We start from the raw sequence: 24,066 nt of genomic DNA on the forward strand, positions 1-24,066 counted from the left end.
GCCCGACTTAAGTCGGGCTTTTTATTTATTTAAAACAGGGGTAGTGTAGATATTGTCTCTATTTTATAGCGAGAATGACCATGAATATCGAGCAACAGGAAGTCGCCCAATTTGTGATGCAACAAACGCCGTTTAATCAGCTAGATAGCGCTGCATGCGAGTATTTTGTTAATCATCTCGATATTATTTATCTGACCCGAGAGAATCAAAATCAGTGGTTAAGCTCTGATAATTTACGGTTATTTTTAATTCGCTCTGGCGACTACGACTTAGTCGACCCAAAAGGCGATGTGATCACTAAGTTATCAAGTGGCGATTACTTTGGTTTTCCGTCACTGTTAACCGGCGAAGCGATTCAAAATAGCATTGCAGTGCAAAAGGAAGGCATTGTTTACATGCTAAACCAAGCGGCATTTGATTACTTACGCCGAGAGTACAAGGTGTTTGAGCAATACTTTGTTCGCGCCCATAAAAATCGTTTATTGTCGTCTCATTATAAAAGTCAAAACGACAGTTGGTCGGAGAAAAAAATTTGCGAATTGATGAATCGCAAAGCGGTCACTTTGGCGCCAGAGGCAAGTATTCGTCAAACCGCTAAAAAAATGAAACAGCATGGTGTTTCGTCGATTATGCTAACTGAACATGATCGCCTCGTAGGGGTCGTCACCGACAGAGACTTACGCAATCGCGTATTGGCCGATGAGGTTGACCCTCAAGAGTCAGTAAGTAGCATCATGACCTGTAAGCCCAAGTTTATTTTTGAAAACAATCGCGTGTTTTCGGCATTGCACTTAATGCTTAAGCACAACATCCACCATTTACCTGTGCTTGATGAACATCACAAACCGCTTGGTATGCTCACCAGCACAGATTTGCTGCGTCAGCAAAAAAGCGATCCAGTGCAATTGATTGGACGAATTTATAAAGCGCATAGCGTGGTAGATTTAAAGCGTTATTCGCAAGAGATACCCGGCTTGTTAAAAGGCTTTTCAAACAATATTGATGACATCTCCTTGATTGGTAAATTATTAAGTGGCTTAACCGATGCACTGACTTCGCGGTTAATCCTTTTGTTCCAAGAAGATAATGGCGCGGCACCAACCAGCTTTAGTTTTATTTGTTTTGGTTCACAAGCAAGGGAAGAGCAAACATTGCATTCAGACCAAGATAATGGCTTGTTACTACCTGATGATTTAACGGACGAACAACAAGATTACTTTAAGCGTATGGGCGAATATGTCTGTGAGCATTTAATTGAGTGCGGCATAAAACGTTGTCCTGGCAATATCATGGCGAGCAATGCAGAATGTCGAATGGGCATTAACGCTTGGACTGAAAAGTTTCATAAGTGGATCACCTCACCGACACCAGAGGCGATGCTCAATTGTAAGATATTTTTTGACTTACGTTTTATAGAAGGTTCCACTACCTTATATGCACGCTTTTGTGAGCAGCTAAAACGCATTTCTAAGAATGACTTATTCTATGCGGCTATGGCGAGCGACATTAAAAATACCCCAGTGCCCATTGGTTTGTTCAATCAGTTCAAATTAGAAAAAGACGATAAACAGCATAAATACCTCGACTTAAAAAAACGCGGTGTGGTGATCATTAACGACATAGTGCGTTTATATTCCCTCAAAGCGGGTATTCAGCGCGCTAATACCCAAGAGCGCATAGACGCGTTAATGAAATTTTCGCTACTCAATAAAGATGACCTATATAACTTAAAAGACTGTTGGCGCTTTTTAACTCAACTGCGTTTAGGCACGCAAATTAACGAAGAGGGACTGCCTAGCAACTGCATTAACCCAAATGCGTTGAATTCATTGGAGCGACATCAATTAAAAGAAGCATTTTATTTGGTTAAGCAGGCGCAGCAAGCCGCCGCATTTAAGTTTGCTCGCGGTAGTTTATAGGAGAGGGTATGGTTAAACGCTGGTTAAGTCGGTATTTAGCGCGAAAGCAACTTTTGGCAGCTGATGCCTATAAAGAGCGCTATGTAGTGATAGACATGGAGTTAACGGGCCTTGACCCTCGCCAGCACGAAATTGTTTCGGTGGCGTGGGTAATGATAGAAGAGCAATGCATTAAACTCAGTGGTGCGCAGCACTTAATAAATAAAGACGTGCAAAGCTTAGAGCAAAGCCCGATTTATCACGGTATCGCTAAACATGATATCGCTGCAGGTGAGAGCCTCGAAACCATTCTTGGCAAGCTGCATCAGCATTTTGGTGAGTGCATTCTAGTGTTTCATAACGCGGCACTTGATTGGGGATTCTTAAAACAGGCGTGCAGAACGCTTGGTTTAGATGCAAAAGCGCGTTTAATTCTTGATACCTTCGTTATTGAAAAAAAACGCCTGCACCAGCAAGGCCACGAAATTGGCCACGATGATTTAACACTTAGCGAATGCCGCAAGCGCTACAACTTACCGCATTACAGCTCGCACCATGCCCTTACTGATGCGATGGCAACGGCCGAGTTATTCTTAGCACAGTGTCATCAAATTAGTCGTGGTAAGGCATTGAAAGTAGGAGAGCTTGTGTGAGTCAGTTAGAATTAAAAGTGCCCCCAGTTGTGCTGGTTTTGATCATTGCGTTGATGATGTGGGGCACTGCAGAGTTGATTGCGAGCTTTAGCTTCTCGTTTTTTGTATCATCTTTTGTAGCACTACTCATTGCATTTTCAGGTGTGGTGTTTGCTTTATTAGGTGTTTATCAATTTCGCAAGCAAGGCACGACCGTTGATCCTCGAATTCCAGAACAGTCAGCAAGTCTTGTTACCAGTGGTGTTTATCAATTTAGCCGTAACCCAATGTATGTAGGTATGTTATTAATGCTAGTTGGTTGGGGAATTTATCTTGGTAATATTGCGAGTTTTATTATGCTGCCGATATTTATTCTTTATATGAATCGATTTCAAATTATGCCAGAAGAAACGTTTATGGCAGAGAAGTTTGGATTAGCATACCAGCAATACAAAAAATCTGTTCGTCGCTGGTTATAAAGGATTAAATAAAGAGACTGAGGTTGCTAACGCAGATTTATTTACCTTGCCCTCTTATAATAACTTTTCAGGTCGATTACCAAAATTGTGCCATCTAGGGTTGTTAAAGTAGTTTTATTTACCTTGCCCTCTTATAAAAATGTGTAAGGTCGATTACAATACCGCCATCTAAAAGGCAGCTGCCTTTATCTGCAAGCAAATAGAGTGGATTTTCTTCTTCATGGCAATCAAACTTGCAATTAATGGTTTTGGTCGAATCGGGCGCAATATCGTCCGTGCCCTGTATGAATCTGGGCTTGAAGATCAAATCAAAATTGTCGCTATTAACGAATTAGCCGACCCAAAGGGCATTGCCCATCTCCTTAAATACGATACATCTCATGGCCGCTTTTCATTCCCTGTTAATCTTGGCGAAGATACTTTAACGGTTGCTAACGACTCTATAGCCTTATTTGCAGAAGAAAACCCTGCAGAACTGCCTTGGCAAACACTAGATGTTGATGTGGTTCTTGAATGTACTGGGGTGTATCACTCACGTGAACATGCAGAGCTACACTTAGCTGCGGGCGCAAAAAAAGTATTGTTTTCACAGCCAGCAGATGCTGATGTTGATGCCACAATTGTGTATGGTATTAACGATGATGAGCTAAAAGCAGAACATACGATTGTTTCAAATGGTTCATGTACCACAAACTGTATTGTGCCAGTGATTAAAGTGTTAGATGACGCATTTTCAATTGAGTCTGGGGCCATTACGACGATTCATGCCTCGATGCATGATCAACAAGTGATTGATGCGTATCATCATGATTTGCGTCGTACTCGCGCCGCAAGCCAGTCTATTATTCCGGTAGATACAAAGCTTGCGCGTGGTATTGAGCGCATTTTGCCTAAGTTTCATAGTCGCTTTGAGGCCATTGCTGTTAGGGTACCAACTATCAATGTGACGGCGATGGATTTAAGTGTAACAGTGAATACCGATGTGAATTTAGCGACTGTCAATCAAGCACTTAAGTTAGCAGCAAAAGACCGTCTTGAAGGTATTTTAAGCTACACAGAAGAGCCATTGGTATCGGTAGATTTTAATCATGACCCACATTCTTGTATCATAGATGGCACTCAGACACGTGTTAGTCATAAACGACTGATAAAGTTGTTAGTGTGGTGCGATAATGAGTGGGGCTTTGCTAATCGTATGCTCGACACTGCGCGTGCGATGATGGCTGTAAGCCAATAATGTATAAATATAATATTAGTATCGTTAACTAAGGAGAAGTCCATGTCGGTCATTAAAATGGCAGATTTAGATTTAAACGGCAAACGCGTGTTAATTCGTGAAGATTTAAATGTGCCTGTAAAAGAAGGTAAAGTGACCTCTGATGCACGTATTCGTGCAGCATTACCAACTATTAAATTAGCGTTAGAAAAAGGCGCTAAAGTAATGGTGATGTCACACCTTGGCCGCCCTACGGAAGGGGAATATGATGAAGCGTTTTCACTCGCCCCTGTTGTTGATTATTTAAATAATGCTCTTGAGCAAACTGTTCGTCTTGAAAAAGATTACCTTGATGGCGTTGATGTAGCAGACAACGAAGTGGTTGTTTTTGAAAACGTTCGTTTTAACGTTGGCGAAAAGAAAAACGACGAAACACTGTCTAAAAAATTAGCTGCATTATGTGATGTTTACGTAATGGATGCATTTGGTACGGCTCACCGTGCACAAGCATCGACTCACGGTGTGGGCTTATTTGCTGATGTTGCATGTGCAGGTCCACTTCTTGCGGCCGAGCTAGACGCACTAGGTAAAGCGCTTGATAACCCAGCTCGTCCTTTAGTGGCTATCGTTGGTGGCTCTAAAGTATCGACTAAGTTAACTGTACTTGATTCGCTATCTAAAGTGGTTGATCAACTTGTAACGGGTGGTGGTATTGCTAATACCTTCATCGCGGCAGCAGGGCACCCAGTAGGCAAGTCTTTATATGAAGCTGATTTAATCGATGAAGCAAACAAATTAAGTGCAGCTGCAAAAGCGAATAATGGCGAAATTCCTGTACCAACAGATGTTGTTGTAGGTAATGAATTCTCTGAATCTGCAGTAGCGACACTAAAAGATGTGACTGAAGTAACAGATGAAGACATGATTTTTGATATTGGCCCTGATACAGCAAACCAATTAGCAAAAATTATTGCTAATGCGGGTACCGTTGTATGGAATGGTCCAGTAGGTGTATTTGAATTTGATCAATTCGGTAACGGCACACGTGCTATTGCAGATGCGATTGCTAACTCAAATGCATTCTCGATTGCTGGTGGCGGTGATACGCTTGCAGCGATTGATAAATACGGCATTGCCGATAAAGTTTCTTACATTTCAACCGGTGGCGGTGCTTTCCTTGAATTTTTAGAAGGGAAAAAACTACCAGCAGTTGCTATGCTTGAAGAACGTGCTAAGTAATTAGTGCGAAAGCCAGCGTAGTTGTTAAGTAATTACGCTGGTTTAGCTGTTTATAAAATACCTCTCACCCTCATTTTATTTACAGCTATTACGGTAGGCGACAGCTTCTCGCGATGCAGTGATGCATCAAAAAATAACTTATATCCGTTCAAACTAGATGGTAGGTAACTACTGTCGATACAATTTGGAGAATACCAAATGGCTTTAATCAGTATGCGACAACTTCTTGATCATGCAGCTGAAAATGGTTATGGCGTACCTGCGTTTAACGTTAATAACCAAGAGCAAATGCGTGCAATTATGGAAGCAGCTGACAAAACAAACAGCCCAGTAATTGTACAAGGTTCTGCAGGCGCTCGTGCCTATGCCGGTGCCCCTTTTATTCGTCATATGATTTTAGCTGCCGTTGAAGAATGGCCACATATCCCAGTTGTAATGCATCAAGACCACGGTACATCACCGGGTGTATGTCAGCGTTCAATCCAATTAGGCTTTTCATCAGTAATGATGGATGGCTCATTAATGTCTGATGGTAAAACCCCTTCAAGCTACGAATATAATGTTGATGTAACACGTCAAACAGTTGAAATGGCGCATGCTTGTGGTGTGTCTGTTGAAGGCGAGTTAGGTGTTTTAGGTTCACTTGAAACAGGTGAAGCAGGTGAAGAAGATGGTGTTGGTGCAGAAGGTAAACTGTCTACGGATCAAATGCTAACAGATCCAGAAGAAGCGGCTGACTTCGTTCGTAAAACGAAAGTGGATGCACTGGCTATCGCTTGTGGTACATCACATGGTGCGTACAAATTCACTCGTCCACCAACAGACGATATCTTAGCGATTGATCGCATCAAAGAGATCCATGCCCGTATTCCTAACACTCACTTAGTAATGCATGGTTCGTCTTCAGTGCCACAAGAGTGGTTAGAAGTGATCAACCAATACGGTGGTGAAATCCCTGAGACTTATGGTGTGCCAGTAGAGCAGATCATCGAAGGTATTAAGTACGGTGTTCGTAAAGTAAATATCGATACCGATCTTCGTTTAGCATCAACAGGTGCAATTCGTCGTCACTTAGCTTTAAACCCAGCTAACTTCGATCCACGTAAATACTTAGCAGAAGCAACGAAAGCAATGACTGAGATCTGTGTTGCTCGTTATGAAGCCTTTGGTACTGCCGGTCAAGCGGCGAAGATCAAGCCTATCTCTTTAGATGATATGCACCTTAAATACTTATCGGGTGAACTTGATCCACAAATCAAGTAATTGATAATAAGTTGAAAAAGCCGGCTTTTTGCCGGTTTTTTATTGCCTTGATCAAGACGGATCATCGGTTTACTTACTCATGCACCTCAGGATCAGTGTTTTACTAACCCTGGCTTTCACGGATCATTATTTTACTAGTTGTAGACTGATCAGGGGCTTTTCTTTGTTCACCTTTTAAACAATGGGCTGATCGCCCTAACATTAAATCAACAAGTTAACGTACTCTCTAAGTAAAAAACTGATCTGTGATTGATCAACTTAGTAAAAACCTGATCCTGATCTGATTTAGTTGGTAGATCAGTGATCCGTGATTTTTATTTGAAATATCCTCTCCTTGCCTTGACCAAAAGCCCTTTATGTTCGATTTTTAAGTTACTGCTTAAATTAAGGATCGCTACCATGAAAAAACCTGCCATGATGTTGTCGAGCTTTGCTATGTGCTTTATTTCTTTTCATAGTGCTGCCGAAGCAGTGGATGTATATGGACGGGCTCATTTAGGGATTGCTAACAGCGACACTGGAAATGGCAGTGAAACTTCCATAGAGAGCTACAACTCACGAATGGGGATCAAAGGTAGTGGTGATATAAGTGATGGTTTAAAAGCCGTATATAAATTTGAATTTGCGGTTAATGCCGCTGATCAAGACAGCGATGGTAAAACTGAAGAGAATATTACCGCACGTAATCAATATGTAGGTTTACAAGGCAGTTATGGGCAAATTGTGATAGGCCGTCATGATACTGCGTTGAAGGTCGCGCAAGGCAAAGTTGATTTAATGAATGACTTTAATGGTGATATTAAGGCTTTGTTTAATGGTGAAAACCGTCTTGGTGATGTGCTGCATTATAACTCACCAATAGTTGGTAATATGCAGTTTGTAGTGACCTATATTGCTGAAGATAACTCCAAACAAAATGATGAAACAGGTATTTCTGCAGCGATAACATATGGTGATAGCAAGCTTAAAAAAGCGCCTTATTTTGTAAGTGTTGCCCACGACAGTAAAGTAGCAGGTTACGATACAACACGGTTTACTGCGCAAGGTAAATTAGGTGAGCTAACCTTAGGCGGTATGTATCAACAAAGTGAAAAAGTATCGGGTTCAAACAAAGAAGATGGCTTTTTAGTCAGTGCCTCTTATAAAATTGATAAATATAAATTACTCGCACAATATCAAGACTCTGATGGTGACTTTGGTAAGCTCAAAGATTCAGGCAGTGGTACCTCAGTCGGTGTGGAGCGAAGCCTGTCAAAACAAGCACGTATGTATATGTGGTATACGCAATTTTCACTAGATAATAATTCTGATGAAGATCATTTAGCAGTCACTTTAAGGTATGATTTTTAGCCTGAAAAGGCTGTTTTTTCCTTAAAATTGCTTATTTTTACGCTGATTTTTTTGAAGTTTTTGAATTACTCGTTAGACTTTCATAAAAATGTCATACTTAGTCATAATAATGAAACCAGTTCGCTAACGTAAGAGATAAATTGGAATGTCACGTAAAGTACTAGTCGTCGATGACGAAGCGCCTATCAGAGAGATGCTGGTTTTTGTTTTAGAACAAAATGGTTTTCAAGCAATTGAAGCCGAAGATTATGACTCTGCTATTGAAGCGATGGTTGAGCCATACCCAGATATGGTTTTATTAGATTGGATGTTACCTGGTGGTAGCGGTATCCAAATCGCTAAAAAGTTCAAGCAAAATGAATATACTCGTCAAATCCCTATCATAATGCTGACAGCGCGCGGTGAAGAAGAAGATAAAGTGCGCGGATTAGAAGTAGGTGCTGATGACTACGTAACAAAACCTTTCTCACCAAAAGAATTAATGGCGCGTATTAAAGCGGTTATTCGCCGTGTTTCACCTACTTCATTAGAAGAAGCTATTGAAGTTCATGGTTTACGCCTTGACCCAATTTCACACCGTGTAACATCAGAAGGTAGTGAATTAGATATGGGACCAACAGAATTTAGACTACTGCATTTTTTCATGACTCATCCTGAACGTGTTTACAGTCGTGAACAATTACTTGATCATGTATGGGGAACAAATGTATACGTAGAAGACCGTACTGTTGATGTGCATATTCGTCGTCTACGTAAAGCGATTGCACCATTGGGGCATGACCGTTTAGTGCAAACCGTTCGTGGTGCAGGCTATCGTTTTTCAAGTAAATTATAAGTGTCATAGGAATGACCTTAACAAGCTAATTTACATACTTAAGGTAAAGTGAGTGTATGTATCGAGTAGTGAATAAACAGGCGTTAGCAAAACGCCTGTTTATGTATTTCTTACCCTTGTTATTAGTTGGCGTACTTGTAGGTGCGCCTTTTTTGCTTTTATTTTTAGGCTCTTTTGCACTTCTAATTTGGCATTATCATCAATTATATCGTCTCAGCGATTGGCTTCTTAATCAACGTAGTTTTAACCCACCTGAAGGGGAGGGAGCGTGGGAGCAAGTCTTTGAAGGGATTTATCATTTACAACATCGTAACCGTAAAAAACGCAATGAACTGGCAGATTTAATACGCCGTTTTCGAGATGGTGCTGAAGCGGTACCTGATGCCGTTGTGGTACTACAAAAAGATCTCAGTATTATATGGTGTAACCAGCTAGCACTTAAAGTGTTAGGGCTACAATGGCCGACCGATCATGGCCAACGCTTAGATAATCTTATTCGCGATCCCAAATTTGCTAAGTATATGCACAAAGCCTGTTTCGATGAACCGCTCGAGCTTGATGGTGGCCACAGCTACGATCAAACTCTAGAGTTTCGTGTTATGCCTTATGCAAGTTCGCAGTTGATGATGGTGGTGCGTGATGTCACGCGCTTAAAGCAACTAGAACAAATGCGAAAAGATTTTGTGGCTAATGTGTCTCATGAGCTAAGAACACCGCTTACGGTGGTAACCGGTTACTTGGAAATGCTTGATTCAGAAAGCCTGCCACCTCCTGCAATGTGGCACAAAGCGCAAACGACTATGCTCGAGCAATGTAAGCGAATGGACAGCTTGGTTAATCAATTGCTGTCGCTGTCGCGGATTGAAGGGGCGCGTCGTCAAGATAACGACAAGCCTGTCAATGTACCGCAGCTGCTTACCTATATTCAAACTGAGGCACAGTCACTAAATCAAGATAAAGGTCATGAACTGATTTTTAACATTGATGCCAGCCTCGATATAAAAGGTGCTGAAGATGAATTGCGTAGTGCCTTTTCTAACCTTGTTTTTAATGCCATTCATTACACCAAGCCTGGCGGCAAAATCGTGGTTGATTGGCAGCGTAAAAATGACCAAGCTTTATTTAGTGTGACCGATAATGGCGATGGCATTGCGGCTGAGCACATAAACCGCTTAACGGAACGTTTTTATCGTGTAGACAAGGCTCGTAGCCGCACTACTGGTGGTTCTGGCTTAGGTTTAGCTATTACAAAACATGTACTTACACGTCATGACAGCCGTTTAGATATTCGCAGTCAATTAGGAAAGGGTTCAACTTTTTCGTTCGCATTTGGTAATGAAAAAATCGTATCGATAGTAGAAAAAATTGAAAAAACTGCAAAGTCATAAAAATGTCATTTTAGAGTAATCTAACTGTCATCTAGTGTCATTAGAGTAGACCGCAGTTAGGAAATGGGACGAACAAATCGGAGTAACCCCTATGAAATTCAAAAATCTCGTTGCCGCAATGGGTGTGGCTGTAACAACATTTGTATCAGCACAAGCAGCTGCAGTAGATAAAGATATGCCTGAGTACACAAAAACAAGTGGTATCTCTGGTAACTTCTCATCTGTAGGTTCTGACACGCTTGCAAACATGATGACGTTCTGGGCAGAAGAGTACAAACGCTTCTATCCAAACGTGAACATCCAAATTCAAGCAGCGGGTTCTTCAACGGCTCCACCTGCATTAACTGAAGGTACAGCAAACTTCGGCCCTATGAGCCGTCGTATGAAGTCAAAAGAAATTGAGGCATTCGAAAAACGTTACGGCTATAAGCCAACTGAAGTACGCGTTGCAATCGATGCACTTGCTGTATTCGTACACAAAGACAATCCAATCAAAGGTTTACGTATTGACCAAGTTGACGCGATTTTCTCTTCTACACGTAAATGTGGTGCTGAAGCAGAAGTTAACCGTTGGAGCGATGTTGGTCTAGAAGGCGATTGGGCTGCAAAAGATATTCAGCTTTACGGTCGTAACTCAGTATCGGGTACTTACGGTTACTTTAAGAAAAAAGCACTTTGTAAAGGTGACTTCCGTAATAACGTAAACGAACAGCCTGGTTCTGCATCTGTAGTACAGTCAATCTCTTCGTCAGTGAACGCGATTGGTTACTCAGGTATCGGTTATAAAACATCAGGTGTACGTACAGTACCACTTGCTAAGAAAGGCGATAACTTTGTTGATGCAACATTAGAAAACGTAGCAACAGGTAAATACCCACTATCTCGTTTCTTATATGTTTACGTGAACAAGCACCCTAACAAGCCTCTTGCACCAATTGATGCAGAGTTCTTAAAAATGGTGTTATCTGTAGATGGTCAAAAAATTGTTGAGAAAGATGGTTATGTGCCACTTTCAGGCAAAATGGCAATGGCTGAACTTAAAAAGCTAGGCCTTCTGTAACAACCATACAGACATAGCTAAGAAAACCGCTCATTGAGCGGTTTTTTTTCGTTTAGCTTTTGGCAAAGAGCTTGGCTTTAATACGTTGCTGAGCAATACGTACTTGCTTACGCTTTTTACCCGAAGGTGCCTTAAAGCTTTGAATTGGCATTACCGTAGGGTATTCATTCGGTAATGCAGGAACACTAAAGTCAGCATGTTCATCTTTTGGTAAACCAATTTCTTGTTGGTGTACACGAAGTGCCGCTAAAGTATCATCGTTTTCAACTTCACTTGGGCATAAAAATAAACCCATTTTACGCATTTTAACACCTAAGCCGATGCTACTTGAGTAGCGTACAATCGGTGCAGCCAAAATAAGACCCACTAAAATAGGTGATAACCACCAAAAGAAGGTTGGTGTGAAGTAGTAAGCGACGCCTCCCCAAATAATTGCGGTAATAGTCGAAAATAACGTATAACCAATCGCTTCTTTCCAAGGCACCATGCGGCCTTCACGAGGCTGTGCATCCCAACTGACTTTTTTACCCAAAAATACGCATACTACAAAATAGCTATGAAATACCATCATTAGCGGTGCAATCACAATCGCAAAAATGGTTTCGATGACTGAACCTGCAATAAGCTTCATGGTGCCGCCAAAGGCTTTGTTACGGTGTACCAAAGTTACAATAACACCCATTAATTTTGGCAGTAACAACAGCACGGCAGTAATAAATAATAACGAATCAATTAAATCTGTTTTGGCAATTTGCCAAGTAGGGAAAAGCTGATAAGCATGGTTAAAATACACGTCACTATTCAGCGCACGAGTCACCGCATCTAAGGTACTTAATGCCAGCATAGATAACCAAATTAACGATGAGATATAGGCTGTGGCACCAAATAAAAAGTGCATTTTACTCATTAGCTTAAGGCCAGATTTAGGCAATAAACCTAAATGCTGGATATTACCTTGCACCCAACGTCTATCACGAATCGCATAATCAAGAATATTACTTGGTACTTCTTCGTAACTACCTTCAACATCGCTCAGCAGTAACACATCCCAGCCACTACGATGAAGAAGTGAAGCTTCGACGAAGTCATGACTTAAAATTTCACCACCAAATGGGGCATTGCCTTTTAAAACTGGCAGACCGCAGCATTTAGTGAATGCCTCAACGCGAATAATGGCGTTGTGACCCCAGTAATTTGCTTGGTTTGTTTGCCAAAAAGCAGAACCGGTTGCTAGCATCGGGCTATATAAAATTGAGGCAAACTGTAAAAAGCGACCAAAAAAAGTGTCTTGGCGAACTGGAATTGGAATAGTTTGGATTAAGCCTGATTTTGGATTACTGATCATGCTAGCAGTAAGCTCAAGCATACACTGACCCGTCATAATGCTATCAGCATCAAGTACAATCATGTGATCGTATTGGCTACCCCAACGTTCACAAAAGTCGGTTAAGTTACCTACTTTACGGTGTTTATTGTCTTCACGGCGACGATAAAAGGTATGCTTTGCTAAATCACCTAAGCGTTTAGTAAGTGCATTCCATGCTTTAAGTTCATTACGTGCAATTTCAGGGTCTTGCGTATCACTAAGCAAGTAAAAGTCGTAATGTGGCATCTGCCCTGTTTTTGCCAGCGAGCGAAGACTAACTTCAAAACCAGCTATCACACGTTCAGTATCTTCATTGTAGATAGGCATAACAATGGCTGTTTTAGTTTGGCTTAAGGCATGCTGATCAATCTCGATTGGTTTTTGACGTTTTAAGGTCAACGGGTCAATACGAAATAATTGCAGGATGAAGCCTATACAGCCACTACAAAAGGCTGTAACAATCCACGCGAAGGTGACTGTAAATAATGCCAGTAAAGCGTACTCAAGCGGTGTCATGCCGTTAGAATTTAAAATATCGAACATGATCCACACGCCATAGGCGGTAATGGTGAGCGCTAGGCTCGAAAAAAGCCAAGCGCGTGTTTTTTTGAACGGCATTGCTGTTGCTTCTAATGCTTTACTATTGGACGTCGTTTGGATACCAGACATAGCTCCATACCTCGCTGATTTCTTTGTCACGTAGTTTTAACGATAAGCGCATATCTACAGGCTTATCTCCCTCTGGCGCCACTTTAAAGGCTACGCGCCATCCTTGATTATTTGGTAACTGCTGCACAGTTTTATCGCTCACTTGACCTGATGACAGGGTTAAATCGGCCATCATGGCAAAATTAGCTGAAAGTTGATTGATGTTTTCACCACTAAAATCAACGGTAAATTGACGATGGCTTTTCGGTGGTGGGTTTTTCTCACCTGGTAGCGCTGCACTGCCAATTCGGGTTCTTAACACGCTCGCTTTATCTTGAGTTGCCAGCGTGGCATTGAAAGTTGAAAGCTTGTAACTAAAGCTTAAGCTGTCACCGGCTTTCATTGGTTGCTCTGGCACCCAATAGCTAACAATATTGTCGTTGGTTTCTGTATCTGTTGGGATCTCAACTAACTCAACGCGTCCTTTACCCCAGTTACCCATTGGCTCAATCCACATGCTCGGACGATTATGGTAATGCGCCTCAGTATCAAGGTAGTTATTAAAATCACGGTCTCGTTGTGCTAAACCAAAGCCTTTTGGATTATCGTAGCTAAATGAAGTAACGCTTAATTTTTTTGGGTTATTCAGTGCACGCCAAACCCATTGACCTTGTTCTGATTGCATCAAGAGACCATCAGAGTCATGCACTTCTGGGCGATAATCATCAAAAAACTTGGTACTGTTTTCACCGTGATAGAACATGCTTGTTAAAGGGGCAATCCCAAGTTTTTTAATGTCTTTACGAGCAAAGATCTGCATCTCGGTTTTTACTTCAGTATTGGTAGAAGGTGTTAATTCAAAGCGATAAGCACCTGATACTGATGGGCTGTCTAATAGGGCATAAAGCACGATAGTGGTATCTTCGGGTGCTGGTTTTACTAACCAAAACTCTTTAAACACCGGGAACTCTTCACCTGAATTCAAGGCAGTATCAATTGCAAGACCGCGGGCTGAAAGACCATATACCTGATGCGGGCCTACTAAACGAAAATAAGAAGCGCCTTGGAATACTGCAACTTCGTCTTTGTACTCATTATTATTGAGTGGAAAATGCAAGCGGAAACCTGCATGACCAAGTTGTGTATCTGCAATTGCTTTACTGATCTCTTGTTCTAGTGGTGCAGCGGTTGCATCGTAACGATAGTAATCTGTTTTAAATGGTAAACTCTTTACTTCAGCATTTTGCTCAACAGTATTAATAGCAACCGGTGAACGGTATAAAAAGCCTGGGTGGAATAACTGCACTTCATACAGGCTTTGATCTTTCCAAATTGCTTTATCAGTACGAAAACGGATTGCACGATAATCTTGATAGCCGATGCTTGTTAATGCTTCAAGCTCTAAATCTTTTGGTGCAACATACGGTTCAGATGCTAATTTCTTTGCGCGAGCCTTGATGACTTCAAATAGCTTTTCTTGAGGAATCGTGATCATTGCAGGCTTAAGCTCAACAGCAGTATTATCCTTTACTTGCTGTTTTTCATTTTCGGTAGCTTGAACCTTGACGGCTGTTTGTTCTGTTTCAGTCGCTTTTGGCTGGTCTGGGTCTTCAATAGCGTAGCTAGTACCTGCACTCATGGCTAATAATACGCCCAAGAAGGTCTTCTTTTTGACAGCGCTGAAGAGCTTAGTTCGGGTTTCTGGTCTCATTCAATTTTCCTTTAGCCGTAAATCACGTTAATTCATTCATATCTCTTAGCAATTACTGAACCCATAATAAAAACTAATATTCTCAATGGCTTTGAGTTCGTACAGTAAATGCGAGTTGGTAAAAATTTGAAATTAGTGAGAAACAATTACACGGTTGCAGTTGTTTATTCGTCACCAATATGGAGAAGTTTAATGAACGAAAGCTTGCCCTAATATGAATAGCTTAAAGGACGAACAAAAATATGAACAAAATTACCATAGGCTTAATTGTGAATGCGAAATTGTAATCGAGGAGGGGAGTGCAGGCACTGAAGGGGTTTTCAGTGCCTCGAAAAATCAGCTTATTTAACTTCACCTAATTTTTCTGCATTGGCTTTACATTGGTTGTAAGCTTCAATGCACTTGTTGCTACAGACTTTATGAACTAAGCCATCAGCCGTGCTTTGTTGTTCACAGCTTGCTTCGCATTGATAGTTTTGCTGAGCACATTGCTGCATTTCTGGATTGTCAATTTTGTTTGAGCAGGCAGACAGTAATGTCATAGCAAACAATGTTGCTGCAATTGCTGGTAGTTTTTTCATGCTTATCCCTAGTTTATGTCTATTCTTTGCAATCCATCTTACCCAGATTGTTGCTATTTAATCCAGCTCAACTTGTAAATTGTCAATTAAACGCACTGTACCTAAATAGGCGGCAGCTAAAATAACAAGTTGTTTATCAGCCGCGGTGGCTGGTTTTAGTGTTGAGCGCTCTGCAATCGAATAATAGTCAGGTTTTAGTCCTGCCATTTCGAGCTGAGTTTTTGCATCAGCCTCAAGTGTTGCGATGTCCGCGTTACCTTGTTTAAGTGCTGTTGCTGTATTATTTAGCGTGGCAAACAGCACTTTTGCGGTGTCTTTTTGCTCATCAGATAAATAGCCATTACGAGAGCTCATGGCAAGCCCAGATATTTCGCGACAAGTAGGTACGCCAATAATTTCAACTGGAATAGATAAATCGCGCGTCATGGTTTTAATGACTTGTAGCTGCTGAAAATCTTTTTCACCAAAACAAGCAAAGTCAGGTTGAACCAAATTGAATAACTTAGTAACAACCGTTGCAACACCTTTAAAGTGACCAGGACGTGAGCCACCACAGTAACCCATAGACACACCCGGTACATCGACAAAACTTTGTTCGCCTAAACCATTCGGATAAATAGTCTCAACAGAGGGGGTAAACACAATGTCAGTACCAAGATCTGCTAAACCTTGTTTATCTTCGTTTAGTGTACGCGGGTAGCTATCAAGGTCTTCATTGGCACCGAACTGCATCGGGTTTACAAAAATACTCACAACGACTTTATCAGCCAGTGTTTTGGCTTTTTCAACAAGTGAAAAGTGGCCTTGATGTAAATTGCCCATGGTTGGCACAAGCGCAATGCTCAGGCCTGCTTGACGCCATGCTTTTACTTGGCTGCGTAACGATTTGATTTCAGTGATTGATTGCATTTATTTAAACTCGTGTTCGGCACTTGGGAAAGCACCACTTTTTACATCTTCACAATACTTTTGCACTGCTGCTGGCATATTGCCTGTCTCTAATAAAAAGTTTTTTGAGAACTTAGGAATATAGCCTGCTGAAATGCCAACTAAGTCGTGCATTACTAAAATTTGTCCATCAGTTTGATTGCCAGCACCAATACCAATGGTTGGAATGCTTAGTTCATCAGTAATACGCTTAGCAAGCTCACTTGGTATGCATTCTAATACGATAAGTTGCGCGCCAGCTGCTTCAAGGGCTTTTGCATCACTGACCATTTTATCAGCTTGAGACTGCTCGCGGCCTTGAATTTTAAAGCCACCAAAAACATGGACAGATTGCGGTGTTAACCCTAAATGACCGCAAACTGGAATACCTTGTTGCGTCATAGCCTTGATGCTGTCGTGCAGCCACTCACCGCCTTCAAGCTTGATCATATTAGCGCCTGCACGCATTAGCTCTGCAGCATTTTTACACGCATCAGTTGGGTTGGCATAGGTCATAAATGGTAAGTCAGCAATCACAAACAATTCACGACTACCGGCACGTACGCAGCGTGTATGATAAGCAATCTCACTGTTGGTTACTGCTAATGTGTCATCACCACCTTGCAATACCATTCCTAAAGAGTCACCGACTAAAATCACCTCGACGCCATTATCATGAAACAATTTAGCAAAACTGGCATCGTAGGCTGTTAATGCGGTGATTTTTTGTTGTTCTTGTTTCATTTTATTGAGAGTTGAAACGGTGATTTTAGACATAATTTCCTCTAAGGCTTCGCCTTGGTTGATTACTGCTGAGGGAGTTGTTGTAAACCGTTTAAAGGCAACGTTTTTGTTATATCAGCAAGTGATTGATTGTTCGGTAAAATGAGTGATGGCGCGATTTCAAGTAGCGGATACACCACAAATTCTCGCTCTGTTAGGCCGTAATGAGGCACGGTTAGGCGAGGGGTGTCGATCACATCATTGGCGAACAATAAAATATCTATATCAAGGGTACGTGGACCCCAGCGTTCTTCTTTACGTACTCGACCATGTTCAAGTTCAATAGCTTGAGTTAAATCAAGTAGCTGTTCAGGTTGTAATGCTGTTTTAACACAGGCTACGGCATTTACATAGTCAGGTTGATCCTGTGGTCCCATAGGTTTACTTGCGTAATCGTGCGAGACACAGACAAACTCAACTTCCTTTAAGGCTTTTAACGCTTCAACGGCCGCATGAATTTGTTTACGTGGCGCATTTAAATTAGCGCCTAATCCTAAATAAACCGTGTTCATACTTAATCAGCTTTTTTCTTGCGAGGGCGGCGGCGACGCTTCGGCCCACCTTGATGGCCGAGGTTTTTAACCATTTCTTTTTGCCCGTTGATGTCTTGGCTTAGGTAGGTTGTCCACCAAGTTGCCAGCTCTTCGTGCTGCTCTTCGCCAGCTTGAACTCGAAGTAGTAAGAAGTCATAAGCTGCTTTAAAACGTGGTTGTTGCGTTAGCCTGTAGGCGCGCTGACCACCTCGTTTATCAAGACGTTGCTGAATATGCCAAATATCACGAGCACCTAATGTAAAGCGTTTTGGTACTGCAACATGTTGCGCGTTCTCACTGAGTACTTTATTCATTGCTTGCGCAAATGCATCGTATTCTGATAGTTGGTCGCGCTGTTGTAGTTTCTTCGCAATATTAAGTAGTGGAAACCACAATATAGCGGCAAAAATAAAGGCCGGAGTGACTTTTTTATCGGCATTAATACGCTTATCTGTGTTTTTAAACATTTGCAGAATAAACGCATGCTCAATACCATCTGGGTTAGCATCTAAGATTTTATCAAGCGCAGGAAACAGCGCTTTGAATAATCCATATTGGCGTAGCATTAAATAGTTTTCTTCGGCTTTGCCGTTTAAGAACAGTTTAAGTGACTCTTCAAATAAACGCGCTGGCGGAATATGATCTAGTAAATTAGCAAGGCCTTTAATGGGTTTTTCTGTGGCAGGGGCTATGCTCATGCCCAACTTTGTTGCAAACCTAACCGCGCGCAACATACGCACAGGGTCTTCACGGTAACGGGTTTCTGGGTCGCCAATCAGCTCAATTTGCTTCGCTTTTATTGCGCTGATACCGTTAGCGTAATCATAAATGCAAAAGTCATTAATCGAGTAGTACAGCGCATTAATTGAAAAGTCACGGCGTTCAGCATCTTCTTCAATACTGCCGTAGACATTATCGCGCAGGAGTTGCCCGTGTTCGCTTGATTGGCTTATTTGATTTTTACTTTCATCCGCTTCATGGTGACCACGCATGGTAGCAACTTCGATGATTTCGCGACCAAACACAATATGCGCTAGGCGAAAGCGACGGCCGATTAGTCTACAATTACGAAAGAGTTTTTTAATTTGCTCTGGAGTTGCATTAGTTACAACATCAAAATCTTTTGGTTGCTGGCCTAACAATATATCTCGAATACAACCACCTACTAGATAGGCATCAAACCCACCTTCTTTAAGGCGGTATAATACTTTGATTGCATTTGGGCTAAATTGTTTGCGTGAAATACCATGTTCACTGCGCTCGATCACCAAAGGTAACTCGCTCGTTTGTACAGCATTACTGGATGTCGTGGCATTTGGGCCAATAATCTGCCGACAAAATTGAAAAAGCTTGGAAATAATAATCTGTCTCCTACGACGCGGACTCTGCGACTCATCAAGTATAGCGCTTGTTTGTTACTTCGCCGATGAGAGATTGACTCGATAACGGAGTGTTTAATATGACGCTAAAGCAAGGTGTTGATGAATCGTACACTTTGGGTCGCTATCATATACCAGCGTGGCTGAAAAATTAAGTTACTCGACCTTTAAAATTGGCAATTTATTTTGTAATAGTAAGAAAGTCACAAAAAGCTGAGTTAGGATCCTCACTAACTTGGATTTCTAGGCTCTTAGGAACCAGTTCCATACGATAGGTTTTAATTGCCCACTCAAGCATTTGCTCAATGCTTAACGAGAGGATGGATGCCTCAGGCTGTAATCCTAAAAAGCGCAAGGCATCAAACAGTGCAGGTTTAGGATCTTTTTTAGAAATGGCCGGCGCATAATTTTGTTTTGACAATTTAAAACCTGGTTTTGCAACCGCAAGGGGTAAATGTGCATACTGCGGAGCCGGTTGATTAAGTTGCTTAAATAAGCTTAGCTGCCTAGCTGTGGGCTCAAGTAGATCCGCGCCGCGAACAACATGAGAAATACCTTGTGCAATATCATCAACAACCACAACCAGTTGATAGGCGAATAATCCATCACTGCGTTTAATTAGATAATCTTCTTGAGCAAGCTGGCTGTCTACATGGATCTCACCTTGAATTAAATCAGCATAGTTGCTGGTAGCAAATTGCTGGGTTAAACGCAGCGCTGAATCAGATAAAGAATGATTTTTATGTCGGCAATGACCTTGGTAAATGCCCCCGATAGCTTTAATTTCTTTACGGGTGCAATGGCATGCATAAACAAGGTTTTGAGAAATGAGTTCATCAACAATAGCTTGATAATGTTCATGACGTTGGGTTTGGTAGATTACGCTTTCATCCCAGTGCAGGCCGTAAGCCTCTAGGGTGTGTAATATGTCGTCGCTAGCACCATTTACAACACGCGTTGTGTCGATATCTTCAATGCGTACTAACCATTTTCCTTGATTGGCTTTTGCATCAAGGAAGCTCCCCACAGCCGCTATAAGTGAACCAAAGTGCAATGGCCCCGAAGGGGATGGCGCAAAGCGGCCACGATATTCACGCTTTTGCGTATTAACGGCTGTGGTAGGCATGGGCTAATTAAGCAAATGGGTGTAATTAACCGCGTCCAGATTGTTTTTCTTTAATTTCCGCAAGCGTTTTACAGTCAACACATAAGTCTGCTGTAGGACGCGCTTCTAAGCGGCGGATACCGATTTCGATACCACATGATTCACAAAAGCCAAAGTCATCTTCTTTGATTAGTTGAATCGTTTTTTCAATCTTTTTGATCAGTTTACGTTCACGGTCACGAGTACGAAGTTCTAATGAGAATTCTTCTTCTTGTGCTGCACGGTCTACTGGATCTGGAAAGTTAGCTGCCTCGTCTTGCATATGCGATTTAGTGCGGTCAACTTCGTTACGTAAATCATTACGCCAAGCTTCTAAAATTTTTTTGAAATGAGCACGTTGTGCTTCATTCATATACTCTTCACCTGGCTGTTCTTGGTATGGTTCCAACCCGGCCTGAGCCAATAACCCTAGTCTTTTTTGGTCTGGCATAACTTTCTCCTAAATCCTTAATATTTTGCCCAGCGTTAGCCGGCGGCTATAAATAGCAGAATCATTAGATTGAGGCAAATTTATTTTAGCTTAATTTATATGCCTCGACCCCTGATTGCATAAATTGCCATGAGTAGAGCCACTACTCATAATTTTAATAAATTTGCTAAGTTATATAGGCAAAAAAAAATAATACAACTTAAATCGTGTTTTTTATTGTCATTTTAGTAAAAGAGTTGGTTAGCTCAGAAAATCACATTTTTCTTGCAGTTTAATTTCTTCAGCAGAAATTTTTGCTTTGTAAGCAATGACTTCAACACCATTTTCTATTGCATCTGTTAAAAGCTGAGCATATTTAGGATCGATATGTGCAGCCGCACTTACTTGATTGATACCTTCATGTAAAACGGCAAAAAATAGCACTGCACGATACCCTTGCTGCGCCATCTCTATTAACTCTCGAAGATGTTTTTGGCCTCGCTCCGTTTTTGCATCCGGAAAATAACCTTGTCCAGATTCTGGTTCTGCTTGCGAAAGCAATGTCACTGATTTTACTTCTACGTAGCAGTGGGGTTTGTGTTCATCTGTTAATAAAAAATCGATACGACTATTTTCTTGGCCGTACTTTACTTCTGAGTTTAGGGTTTGATAGCCAGCAAGCTCTTTAATCAACCCATTTTGCACTGCCTCGTGGACAACTTGATTGGCAATAGCGGTATTGACACAGATAAGCTGATTAAACGTGTTTTCAGTTAATTGTAAAGAGTGGGGATACTTACGTTTAGTGTTGTCACTCGTTGAGTAATAAGCGTTAAAGCCGGGTTCTGCACAACCAGTCATTTTACCAGTGTTAGCACAATGAGCGGTAAACTCGTGACCACAAGGCGTTTTTAAGTCAGCTAAGAAGCGCTTATAGCGCTTGAGTAAAGTGGCAGATTGTAATGGTGGCGTAAATTTCATGGCGTTATTGGATCGCTTTTAATTTTTGTATGTAATTCAATACATGGACTGAACCACGTCGATATTGGCTATTTATCGCAAGCAGTTGGGAACTGACGCGTGCTGTAGTAAACTCGAGCGACAATTTCTAGCGCAAAGAGTATTCTAACATGTCAGAAAAATTTTTAGTTCAACTTAGCGAGCACAGTGCTGCCGCACATTGGGGCGAAAAAGCCACTCTTTCTTTTACTGAACAAGGCGCAACTGTTCATTTAACTGAGCATGATACACTTAAAAGTGTTCAAAAAGCAGCACGCACGTTAGCTAATCAAGGTTTAAAAAACATCGCGTTAGTGGGTGACGTTTGGTGCACAGAAACACAGTGGGCCTTTTACCAAGGTTTCGTTTCACCAAAGAATTTAGATGCGATTGAATTTTTTGAAAACGCAAAAACAGACAGCAAAGAGCTAGCTTCATTAAAGCAAGCGGCTACATGGGCTCGCCAAATGATCAACGGCACAGCCGATGATATCTTCCCTGAAAGCCTAGCTGGTAAAGCGGCTGAGTTTATTCAGTCGTTAGCGCCTGAGCATGTAAGCTATCAAATCATCAAAGGCGATGCGTTGTTGGAGCAGCAATGGATTGGTATCCATGCCGTTGGTCGTGGTAGTGAGCGTCCGCCAGTTTTATTAGCACTAGATTATAATCCAACGGGTGATGAAAATGCGCCAGTTGCAGCAGCTTTAGTGGGCAAAGGTATTACGTTTGACTCAGGTGGTTATTCAATCAAACCAAGTGAAGGCATGCTAGGCATGAAGTGCGATATGGGTGGTGCTGCCACAGTAACTGCAGGCTTAGCGCTTGCTATCAGCCGTGGTATCAACAAGCGTATTAAATTGTTCTTATGTTGTGCAGAAAACCTTATTTCAGGTCATGCCTACAAACTTGGTGATATCTTAACTTACAAAAATGGCACCACAGTTGAAATCGTTAATACTGACGCTGAAGGCCGTTTAGTACTAGCTGATGGCTTAATGGCTGCGGGTGAGTCTGGCGCGCCATTAATTATTGATGCAGCAACGCTAACAGGCGCTGCACTTGTTGCTGTTGGTCAAGAGTACAACGCACTGTTTGGTCTTGATAAAGAGCTAGTACGTGACGTACAGGAATTTGCAGAGCAAGAAATGGAAGCGGCTTGGCCTCTACCTCTTGAAAAGTGGCATCAACAAAACTGCCCATCACCATATGCAGATACAGCAAATAGCCGTCCTCAAAAAGGGGGTGGCTTCGGTGGTGCTTCTAACGCGGCTGGTTTCTTATCACGCTTTGTGCCAAATGAAGGCAAAGGTTGGGTGCACATTGACCTTGCTGCAGCATTTAACATGGGTAGCACAAGCGAGTGGGCTGCAGGCGCTACAACACAAGGTATGCGTACCGTTGCAAGAACGTTACTAGAAAAAGCATAAGTAATTTTCTTGTAGCTAATTAAGCGCCTTAACTTTACCTAAGTTAAGGCGCTTTTTTGATCTAAAGAGTAATTTTACAAACTGATACAAGCTTTTTTGAGTAAATTAGTATAAAATCCCGCCCCACATTTTCTCATCCTGTGGTTAGTTTTTATTAAATTAGCTACACTTGAATGATCATTCACACTGGGGTCTCTATTTATGTCAGATAAGTGCTATATCACAGCGCAGCAGCTTCTTGAAGATTCATTTCGTGTTGCGGCACAAGTTTATAAAGATGGTTTCCGTCCTGATTTCATCATTGGTATTTGGCGTGGTGGCGCACCAATCGGTATCGCAGTTCAAGAATATTACGATTACAAAGGCATTGAGACTGATCACATCGCGGTTCGTACTTCTTCGTATTACGGTATTAACCAACAATCAAAAGAAATCAAAGTTCACGGTTTGCATTACATCATTGAAAATGCCAATGCAGACAACTCATTATTAATCGTTGATGACGTGTTTGATTCTGGTCGCAGTATTTTTGCATTGAAAGAAAAGCTTTCTGAGCTAATGCGTTTGAACTTACCACGTGATATTCGCGTTGCATGTCCTTACTACAAGCCTAAGAACTCAAAGGTAGATATGGTACCTGATTATTACATTCATGAGTCTGATGAATGGCTAGTATTCCCGCATGAGCTGTCAGGATTAACACCGGATGAGATTATTGAAGGTAAGTCTGATTTAAAAAATATCCACGATATTTTGTTAGAAAAGTAATCCAAGTATT

Annotated in this window: 22 protein-coding genes; 12 read left to right on the forward strand and 10 right to left on the reverse strand. The window is 41.6% G+C overall.

Going from position 1 to position 24,066, the window contains the following annotated elements:
* Nucleotides 1-80 precede the first annotated feature (80 nt).
* The 10 genes from NH454_RS04340 to NH454_RS04385 all read left to right on the forward strand — a co-directional run bounded on the left by NH454_RS04340 (nucleotide 81) and on the right by NH454_RS04385 (nucleotide 11,360).
* Entirely contained in the window at nucleotides 81-1,919 is a 1,839-nt protein-coding gene (locus NH454_RS04340) for a DUF294 nucleotidyltransferase-like domain-containing protein (RefSeq protein WP_253038315.1), read from the forward strand.
* 8 nt (nucleotides 1,920-1,927) lie between these two features.
* Entirely contained in the window at nucleotides 1,928-2,551 is a 624-nt protein-coding gene (locus tag NH454_RS04345; RefSeq protein WP_138558384.1) for a 3'-5' exonuclease, read from the forward strand.
* Nucleotides 2,548-3,009: an isoprenylcysteine carboxylmethyltransferase family protein gene (locus NH454_RS04350; protein WP_138558383.1), complete on the forward strand. Its 462-nt coding sequence runs from the start codon at nucleotides 2,548-2,550 to the stop codon at nucleotides 3,007-3,009. The genes NH454_RS04345 and NH454_RS04350 overlap by 4 nt, the downstream gene beginning before the upstream one ends.
* A gap of 220 nt (nucleotides 3,010-3,229) precedes the next feature.
* Nucleotides 3,230-4,246 (forward strand): erythrose-4-phosphate dehydrogenase, encoded by a 1,017-nt coding sequence (gene epd / locus NH454_RS04355; protein WP_135925996.1) that lies wholly within the window; start codon nucleotides 3,230-3,232, stop codon nucleotides 4,244-4,246.
* Nucleotides 4,247-4,288: 42 nt separating this feature from the next.
* Complete coding sequence (locus NH454_RS04360; protein ID WP_135925995.1) at nucleotides 4,289-5,464, forward strand: phosphoglycerate kinase; 1,176 nt, start codon at nucleotides 4,289-4,291, stop codon at nucleotides 5,462-5,464.
* Between the two features lie 198 nt (nucleotides 5,465-5,662).
* A complete protein-coding gene (gene fba, locus NH454_RS04365) occupies nucleotides 5,663-6,727 on the forward strand; it encodes a class II fructose-bisphosphate aldolase (RefSeq protein ID WP_063703260.1) in 1,065 nt (354 codons plus the stop codon).
* Nucleotides 6,728-7,126: 399 nt separating this feature from the next.
* On the forward strand, nucleotides 7,127-8,077 hold the full coding sequence (locus NH454_RS04370) for a porin (RefSeq protein WP_135925993.1): 951 nt from the start codon (nucleotides 7,127-7,129) through the stop codon (nucleotides 8,075-8,077).
* A gap of 145 nt (nucleotides 8,078-8,222) precedes the next feature.
* On the forward strand, nucleotides 8,223-8,912 hold the full coding sequence (gene phoB, locus NH454_RS04375; RefSeq protein WP_054551169.1) for a phosphate regulon transcriptional regulator PhoB: 690 nt from the start codon (nucleotides 8,223-8,225) through the stop codon (nucleotides 8,910-8,912).
* Between the two features lie 56 nt (nucleotides 8,913-8,968).
* Nucleotides 8,969-10,300 carry a phosphate regulon sensor histidine kinase PhoR gene (gene phoR, locus NH454_RS04380; protein WP_135925992.1) on the forward strand — a complete coding sequence of 444 codons (1,332 nt, stop codon included), beginning with the start codon at nucleotides 8,969-8,971 and terminating at the stop codon, nucleotides 10,298-10,300.
* Nucleotides 10,301-10,391: 91 nt separating this feature from the next.
* Complete coding sequence (locus tag NH454_RS04385; protein ID WP_135925991.1) at nucleotides 10,392-11,360, forward strand: phosphate ABC transporter substrate-binding protein PstS family protein; 969 nt, start codon at nucleotides 10,392-10,394, stop codon at nucleotides 11,358-11,360.
* Nucleotides 11,361-11,412: 52 nt separating this feature from the next.
* On the opposite strand, the gene mdoH is transcribed toward NH454_RS04385, so the two are convergent.
* From mdoH to sfsA, 10 genes are all read right to left on the reverse strand, one after another.
* On the reverse strand, nucleotides 11,413-13,395 hold the full coding sequence (mdoH, locus tag NH454_RS04390; RefSeq protein WP_253038316.1) for a glucans biosynthesis glucosyltransferase MdoH: 1,983 nt from the start codon (nucleotides 13,393-13,395) through the stop codon (nucleotides 11,413-11,415).
* On the reverse strand, nucleotides 13,367-15,085 hold the full coding sequence (locus NH454_RS04395; protein WP_253038317.1) for a glucan biosynthesis protein G: 1,719 nt from the start codon (nucleotides 15,083-15,085) through the stop codon (nucleotides 13,367-13,369). The genes mdoH and NH454_RS04395 overlap by 29 nt, the downstream gene beginning before the upstream one ends.
* Nucleotides 15,086-15,426: 341 nt before the next feature.
* A complete protein-coding gene (locus NH454_RS04400) occupies nucleotides 15,427-15,666 on the reverse strand; it encodes a hypothetical protein (RefSeq protein ID WP_062564854.1) in 240 nt (79 codons plus the stop codon).
* Nucleotides 15,667-15,723: 57 nt separating this feature from the next.
* On the reverse strand, nucleotides 15,724-16,575 hold the full coding sequence (gene panC, locus NH454_RS04405; RefSeq protein ID WP_135925988.1) for a pantoate--beta-alanine ligase: 852 nt from the start codon (nucleotides 16,573-16,575) through the stop codon (nucleotides 15,724-15,726).
* Nucleotides 16,576-17,370: a 3-methyl-2-oxobutanoate hydroxymethyltransferase gene (panB, locus tag NH454_RS04410; protein ID WP_138558378.1), complete on the reverse strand. Its 795-nt coding sequence runs from the start codon at nucleotides 17,368-17,370 to the stop codon at nucleotides 16,576-16,578.
* 29 nt (nucleotides 17,371-17,399) lie between these two features.
* A complete protein-coding gene (gene folK, locus NH454_RS04415) occupies nucleotides 17,400-17,888 on the reverse strand; it encodes a 2-amino-4-hydroxy-6-hydroxymethyldihydropteridine diphosphokinase (protein ID WP_135925986.1) in 489 nt (162 codons plus the stop codon).
* A gap of 2 nt (nucleotides 17,889-17,890) precedes the next feature.
* Nucleotides 17,891-19,177: a polynucleotide adenylyltransferase PcnB gene (gene pcnB, locus NH454_RS04420; protein WP_235383261.1), complete on the reverse strand. Its 1,287-nt coding sequence runs from the start codon at nucleotides 19,175-19,177 to the stop codon at nucleotides 17,891-17,893.
* Nucleotides 19,178-19,469: 292 nt separating this feature from the next.
* Nucleotides 19,470-20,414: a tRNA glutamyl-Q(34) synthetase GluQRS gene (gene gluQRS, locus NH454_RS04425; RefSeq protein ID WP_253038318.1), complete on the reverse strand. Its 945-nt coding sequence runs from the start codon at nucleotides 20,412-20,414 to the stop codon at nucleotides 19,470-19,472.
* 25 nt (nucleotides 20,415-20,439) lie between these two features.
* Entirely contained in the window at nucleotides 20,440-20,883 is a 444-nt protein-coding gene (dksA, locus tag NH454_RS04430; RefSeq protein ID WP_135925983.1) for an RNA polymerase-binding protein DksA, read from the reverse strand.
* A gap of 240 nt (nucleotides 20,884-21,123) precedes the next feature.
* Nucleotides 21,124-21,843, reverse strand: a complete 720-nt coding sequence (gene sfsA, locus NH454_RS04435) for a DNA/RNA nuclease SfsA (protein ID WP_253038319.1) — start codon at nucleotides 21,841-21,843, stop codon at nucleotides 21,124-21,126.
* Nucleotides 21,844-21,992: 149 nt separating this feature from the next.
* Here sfsA and pepB point away from each other — a divergent pair, with 149 nt between their 5' ends.
* On the forward strand, nucleotides 21,993-23,288 hold the full coding sequence (gene pepB / locus NH454_RS04440) for an aminopeptidase PepB (protein WP_253038321.1): 1,296 nt from the start codon (nucleotides 21,993-21,995) through the stop codon (nucleotides 23,286-23,288).
* 201 nt (nucleotides 23,289-23,489) lie between these two features.
* Complete coding sequence (locus NH454_RS04445; RefSeq protein WP_138558375.1) at nucleotides 23,490-24,056, forward strand: phosphoribosyltransferase family protein; 567 nt, start codon at nucleotides 23,490-23,492, stop codon at nucleotides 24,054-24,056.
* Nucleotides 24,057-24,066 lie beyond the last annotated feature (10 nt).

Origin of the sequence: Pseudoalteromonas sp. Ps84H-4 (assembly GCF_024124645.1) — a bacterium.
GTDB classification, from domain to species: Bacteria; Pseudomonadota; Gammaproteobacteria; order Enterobacterales; family Alteromonadaceae; genus Pseudoalteromonas; species Pseudoalteromonas lipolytica_C.

What these genes read in the sequence shown, in the direction of transcription:
- NH454_RS04345 (WP_138558384.1), top strand. Translation starts at nt 1,928, where the DNA reads ATGGTTAAACGCTGGTTAAGTCGGTATTTAGCGCGAAAGCAACTTTTG.
- mdoH (WP_253038316.1), bottom strand. Translation starts at nt 13,395, where the DNA reads ATGTCTGGTATCCAAACGACGTCCAATAGTAAAGCATTAGAAGCAACA.
- phoR (WP_135925992.1), top strand. Translation starts at nt 8,969, where the DNA reads ATGTATCGAGTAGTGAATAAACAGGCGTTAGCAAAACGCCTGTTTATG.
- NH454_RS04385 (WP_135925991.1), top strand. Translation starts at nt 10,392, where the DNA reads ATGAAATTCAAAAATCTCGTTGCCGCAATGGGTGTGGCTGTAACAACA.
- panB (WP_138558378.1), bottom strand. Translation starts at nt 17,370, where the DNA reads ATGTCTAAAATCACCGTTTCAACTCTCAATAAAATGAAACAAGAACAA.
- sfsA (WP_253038319.1), bottom strand. Translation starts at nt 21,843, where the DNA reads ATGAAATTTACGCCACCATTACAATCTGCCACTTTACTCAAGCGCTAT.
- gluQRS (WP_253038318.1), bottom strand. Translation starts at nt 20,414, where the DNA reads ATGCCTACCACAGCCGTTAATACGCAAAAGCGTGAATATCGTGGCCGC.
- NH454_RS04360 (WP_135925995.1), top strand. Translation starts at nt 4,289, where the DNA reads ATGTCGGTCATTAAAATGGCAGATTTAGATTTAAACGGCAAACGCGTG.
- NH454_RS04370 (WP_135925993.1), top strand. Translation starts at nt 7,127, where the DNA reads ATGAAAAAACCTGCCATGATGTTGTCGAGCTTTGCTATGTGCTTTATT.
- dksA (WP_135925983.1), bottom strand. Translation starts at nt 20,883, where the DNA reads ATGCCAGACCAAAAAAGACTAGGGTTATTGGCTCAGGCCGGGTTGGAA.
- pepB (WP_253038321.1), top strand. Translation starts at nt 21,993, where the DNA reads ATGTCAGAAAAATTTTTAGTTCAACTTAGCGAGCACAGTGCTGCCGCA.
- NH454_RS04445 (WP_138558375.1), top strand. Translation starts at nt 23,490, where the DNA reads ATGTCAGATAAGTGCTATATCACAGCGCAGCAGCTTCTTGAAGATTCA.
- epd (WP_135925996.1), top strand. Translation starts at nt 3,230, where the DNA reads ATGGCAATCAAACTTGCAATTAATGGTTTTGGTCGAATCGGGCGCAAT.
- panC (WP_135925988.1), bottom strand. Translation starts at nt 16,575, where the DNA reads ATGCAATCAATCACTGAAATCAAATCGTTACGCAGCCAAGTAAAAGCA.
- NH454_RS04400 (WP_062564854.1), bottom strand. Translation starts at nt 15,666, where the DNA reads ATGAAAAAACTACCAGCAATTGCAGCAACATTGTTTGCTATGACATTA.
- NH454_RS04395 (WP_253038317.1), bottom strand. Translation starts at nt 15,085, where the DNA reads ATGAGACCAGAAACCCGAACTAAGCTCTTCAGCGCTGTCAAAAAGAAG.
- NH454_RS04340 (WP_253038315.1), top strand. Translation starts at nt 81, where the DNA reads ATGAATATCGAGCAACAGGAAGTCGCCCAATTTGTGATGCAACAAACG.
- fba (WP_063703260.1), top strand. Translation starts at nt 5,663, where the DNA reads ATGGCTTTAATCAGTATGCGACAACTTCTTGATCATGCAGCTGAAAAT.
- folK (WP_135925986.1), bottom strand. Translation starts at nt 17,888, where the DNA reads ATGAACACGGTTTATTTAGGATTAGGCGCTAATTTAAATGCGCCACGT.
- phoB (WP_054551169.1), top strand. Translation starts at nt 8,223, where the DNA reads ATGTCACGTAAAGTACTAGTCGTCGATGACGAAGCGCCTATCAGAGAG.